We start from the raw sequence: 3,918 nt of genomic DNA, 5'->3' as shown, positions 1-3,918 counted from the left end.
GGGGAGACAAGGGGGACAAGTAGAAAAAGTCATCACCAATGACTAATGATTAATGACCAATCAATACATCCCAAAATAGCATTAGAGAAATCAACAACAACATCACACCTGCTGATTTTTCTACGGTTTTGGGGCTGAGTCGGCTGGCTATCCAACTACCTAAAAGTACACCTAGCAAGCTGGTGGTGATGAGGGCAGCAGCAGATCCAATGAATACTAACCACGGTGAATGAGATTCTGCACTCATTAACAGAGTTGATAACTGAGTTTTATCTCCAATTTCTGCTAAAAAGATGGTTATGAAAGTTGTGCCAAAAATTGCTAGTGCTGATTCCTGCTTTCGAGGATTATCTGCAACTACAGACTTATCTGGTAAGCACTGAGGTGATGTTAAGTTGAAATCGTCACTATCTTTCAATTCTAGCTCAATCTCAGATGAAGATATGCCAGAAATCCCTATAGGTGCAGAATCTAGTTTCACAGGCAATAATTTTGTTGCTAGGTTGCTTTCATATTTCTATCATATTCTCAGATTTTTGTAATAAATTGCAACTCCAGACAAAAAAGTTATTCCAAGAAATGTAGAGACGTTGCAATTGCTAGTCTCTAGAAAATATTTTGGGTGTAAGTCAAATCATTTTAAATCGCTACAATTAAAGGCCAATAGCTCGATCAAAGCGTAGTATTTCTAAACTGCGATCGCCGTATACTCCTTCTATTTGCTGACGACAGCAATCAATAGCAAAATCATTGAGTTCTTCTGCTTCAATACCATACATATCTTGAAACACTTCTGCCTCCACCCGGCAAAAGCGCGGACGATTTGGGTAAATACGGCACTCTCGCGTTGTATGGTCAAAATTAATGCACCATCCTCCTTCACCCACCATACTGAGGTAAAGTTCTAGTTCTGCGGGTGAGAGATACTCATCCAAATCTGGACGTTCTGCTGGATCTAGATGACAGCAGGCTCCACATTGCTTAACACATTGCCAAGTTGCCATTTGGGATTGGGGACTGGTGACTGATGACTGGGAGTCGTTATTATAACAATATTGGAATTCTTGTAGAAGTCGGGGAAAGGGGAAAGGTTAAAGGGGAAAGGGATAGATTTTCATTTACCCTTTACCCTTTACCCTATCTGTTGCAAAAGATACTTTTGCAACAGGTCTATTGGTTACTGCGTACTAAAAATAATATTTTGAATGTCATATCATGTCCGCCTAATCACTTATCGAAAAAATTCTCCGCGTAAGAGCGTCAGTCCTAATGGTAAGTCTTCAACCGGACATAATGTTATTCCCCAGTCCCCAATTCATCACATTTTATGTCTTTTCTTATAATTTTGTTAAGTAAATTAAATTCCGTAGCCCGTGGCCAGATATGATCGATGGCGGGTTTCCTAACTAAGTTATTGATTTTTATAAACAGTTAGCAGGAGAAGAGAAAAAATGTTTGACGCTGTGTCTGATTTATTTAACGCTTTTACCAGCATCAATTGGGAAGTGATTTTCCAATTACTGTCCGTAGCGCTAATCGTGATTGCTGGGCCGGCGGTAATATTTGTATTGGCATTTCGCAACGGTAACCTTTAAGAACGCTGTTAGCAAAAGCGCGGCGTTTAGCCCGTGCTGAGTGCTGAGTGCTGGGTGGAAAAAATTTCGGGTAAAACTCAGAATTCATGACTCAGCACTAGATATTGACAATGCTTGCAAAGCGGCCTGGATAATATTGTCATATTGTGGTTGGGAAATATCAATTTCCTTGGCATCTTGACGATTAGTACCAAGTAAAGCATTTGGCTGTCCTAGTTGCATAGCCAAGATTTTGCCTTCAGGATTTTTAATTCTCAATTCTGCTGCCAAACCATTTTTATAGAAACCACAACTATACTGCCGTTGGTTGTATTCAAAAGTGGTGCTTGAAGAAGTAGGTGGGGAAACAAGAAATTCCTGAAGCTGAATTGGTAATCTCGCACCTACTAACTCTAGCTCGATGGTGGTGTTACCGTTGAAGTGATTATTTCGCAGTTTATAAGCCACATCCAAACGTGATGGTAGGCGGAAGTAATCCCGCCAACGCCAAGCGATCGCCTTAATTCTATACTGTTGACCATCAATAGTTTGGGCAATTGTCAGTTTAATGTGACCCTTACCAACTATTTGCTGTTCAATAACTTGGACATTAGGTGTCCAAAAAACAGGATCGGGATTGTCAATACCGCAAGGATGCAAAGCGTCAAGCTGTTGATAAAGCTGGTGGTTGATTTGACTGAAGTTGATTTCAGCATCAATTTTCAACAAAGGCTTGAGATGTTGGAGTTCAAGACATCCATTGGCAAACTCAATTAAACGCGATCGCAATGTCTGTAAATTTTCTACTGGTAGAGAAAATCCACCGGCTGCCTTGTGTCCGCCAAATTTGCCTAGTAAATCGTGAGAATATTCCAAAGCTGCAAACACATCAAACTCTGGAATTCCTCGTGCTGAACCGCGTATATGTTGCTCATCTTCATAAGTACCAATGAACACAGGGACACCGTAGCGTTCTACCAAGCGGGAGGCCACGATACCAATAACGCCGTGATGCCAGTTAGGTTGCACAATAACTAATACGCGGTGTTGCTGTAAAGACGTTACATATAACGTTTCTACAACAGCAATAGCTTCTTGCTCAATTTGCTCACACATCTGTTGACGACTGATATTGATTTGTTCGCACTGCATTGCTCTTTCCAGCGCCACCCCCATATCATCTGTGGTTAGCAGTTCAATAACAGTCTGGGGGCTACCAATGCGACCAATGGCATTAATTCGGGGCCCCAAGCGAAATCCGATATCTTCAGGCTTCAGCGATTTGGGAGAAGACGCGGCGACGGGGAGACGCGGCGACGCGGAGAATTCTTTCCCCGTGTCCCCGTGTCCCCGTGTCCCCGTGTCTTCTCCCCTCGCCTGCACTCCAGCTACTTGAATTAACGCCTGGACTCCAGCTAAGTTGGATTTGGGTAAATGCTGTAAACCTCTTTTCACCCAACGGCGATTAACGCCAGTTAAGGGAGCTAAATCTGCGATGGTGCCCAATGTAAATAGTGCTAACATTGGTCTAATTAAGCCTTTAGTCTCTCCTAGCTGTTGTGCCAAAGACACTGCCAAGACATAGGCAACACCAACACCAGCAATACCCCTGTAAGGTGAAGATTCAGCGATGAGTTTGGGGTTAAGAATAGCATTGGCTGGTGGTAATTTTTGGGGAATGTCGTGGTGGTCGGTGATAATAATTGCAAGACCTAGTTCTCTAGCTCTAGCTACAGGTTCAAATGCAGAGATCCCATTATCTACAGTGAGAATTAGTCCCACTCCTTCAGTATGAAATTCTTCAACTATGCGTTTATTAATACCGTAACCTTCGTGCATCCGACTGGGAATAGCATAATCTACTTGTGCGCCTAAAGTCCGTAGGCTACGCAAAAGTAAAGCAGTGCTAGTCATACCATCAGCATCGTAGTCACCACAAATAGCGATTTTGGTTTGAGAAGCAATGGCATTTTCCAATAACTCTACACTAATGGCCAAATCTGGAAATTCTTCTAAAGGCGGAGGTAAGACTAAAGATTCTGGTTCTAAAAATTCTTGTGCTGCTTTTGGCGTATCAATGCCACGATTAATTAACAGCTGGCTGATAATGGGTGAAAGATTTGTCTCAAGGGCTAGCTTTTGAGCTAACTGAGTTTTTTGTGGATAAATCTGCCAACGCTGATTGGGTAAGGGTGTAGTTTGTTTTAAGGATTCCGTTAAAGGTCGGTCTGGCACAGTTCAAGATTAGAAGTTTCCTTTTAGATAATAGCGATGCCTGCGACGGGCTACGCGCTTGAATCACTTTTACCATAAAGACGGCGAGAAAGCCCATTCCTTCTAGTAG

General features: G+C 42.4%; 4 protein-coding genes. 1 reads left to right on the top strand and 3 read right to left on the bottom strand.

Translation table 11 applies throughout. From position 1 onward, the window contains the following. Positions 1–49: 49 nt before the first annotated feature. Positions 50–481, bottom strand: coding sequence for a TMEM165/GDT1 family protein (locus tag GNE10_RS32680; protein ID WP_099066976.1), 432 nt, complete (start codon positions 479–481; stop codon positions 50–52). Between the two features lie 172 nt (positions 482–653). Beyond that, a complete protein-coding gene (locus GNE10_RS32675) occupies positions 654–1,004 on the bottom strand; it encodes a YkgJ family cysteine cluster protein (RefSeq protein WP_099066975.1) in 351 nt (116 codons plus the stop codon). A gap of 447 nt (positions 1,005–1,451) precedes the next feature. Here GNE10_RS32675 and psb30 point away from each other — a divergent pair, with 447 nt between their 5' ends. After that, a complete protein-coding gene (psb30, locus tag GNE10_RS32670; RefSeq protein ID WP_069068686.1) occupies positions 1,452–1,595 on the top strand; it encodes a photosystem II reaction center protein Ycf12/Psb30 in 144 nt (47 codons plus the stop codon). Positions 1,596–1,679: 84 nt separating this feature from the next. On the opposite strand, the gene GNE10_RS32665 is transcribed toward psb30, so the two are convergent. Beyond that, entirely contained in the window at positions 1,680–3,809 is a 2,130-nt protein-coding gene (locus GNE10_RS32665; RefSeq protein WP_185570169.1) for a DHH family phosphoesterase, read from the bottom strand. Between the last annotated feature and the right edge of the window lie 109 nt (positions 3,810–3,918).

Source organism: Nostoc sp. 2RC (assembly GCF_014222165.1).
GTDB lineage: Bacteria > Cyanobacteriota > Cyanobacteriia > Cyanobacteriales > Nostocaceae > Nostoc > Nostoc linckia.
Note: the sequence above shows the minus strand (reverse complement) of the source record. Positions and strands in the feature narration are given on the sequence as shown.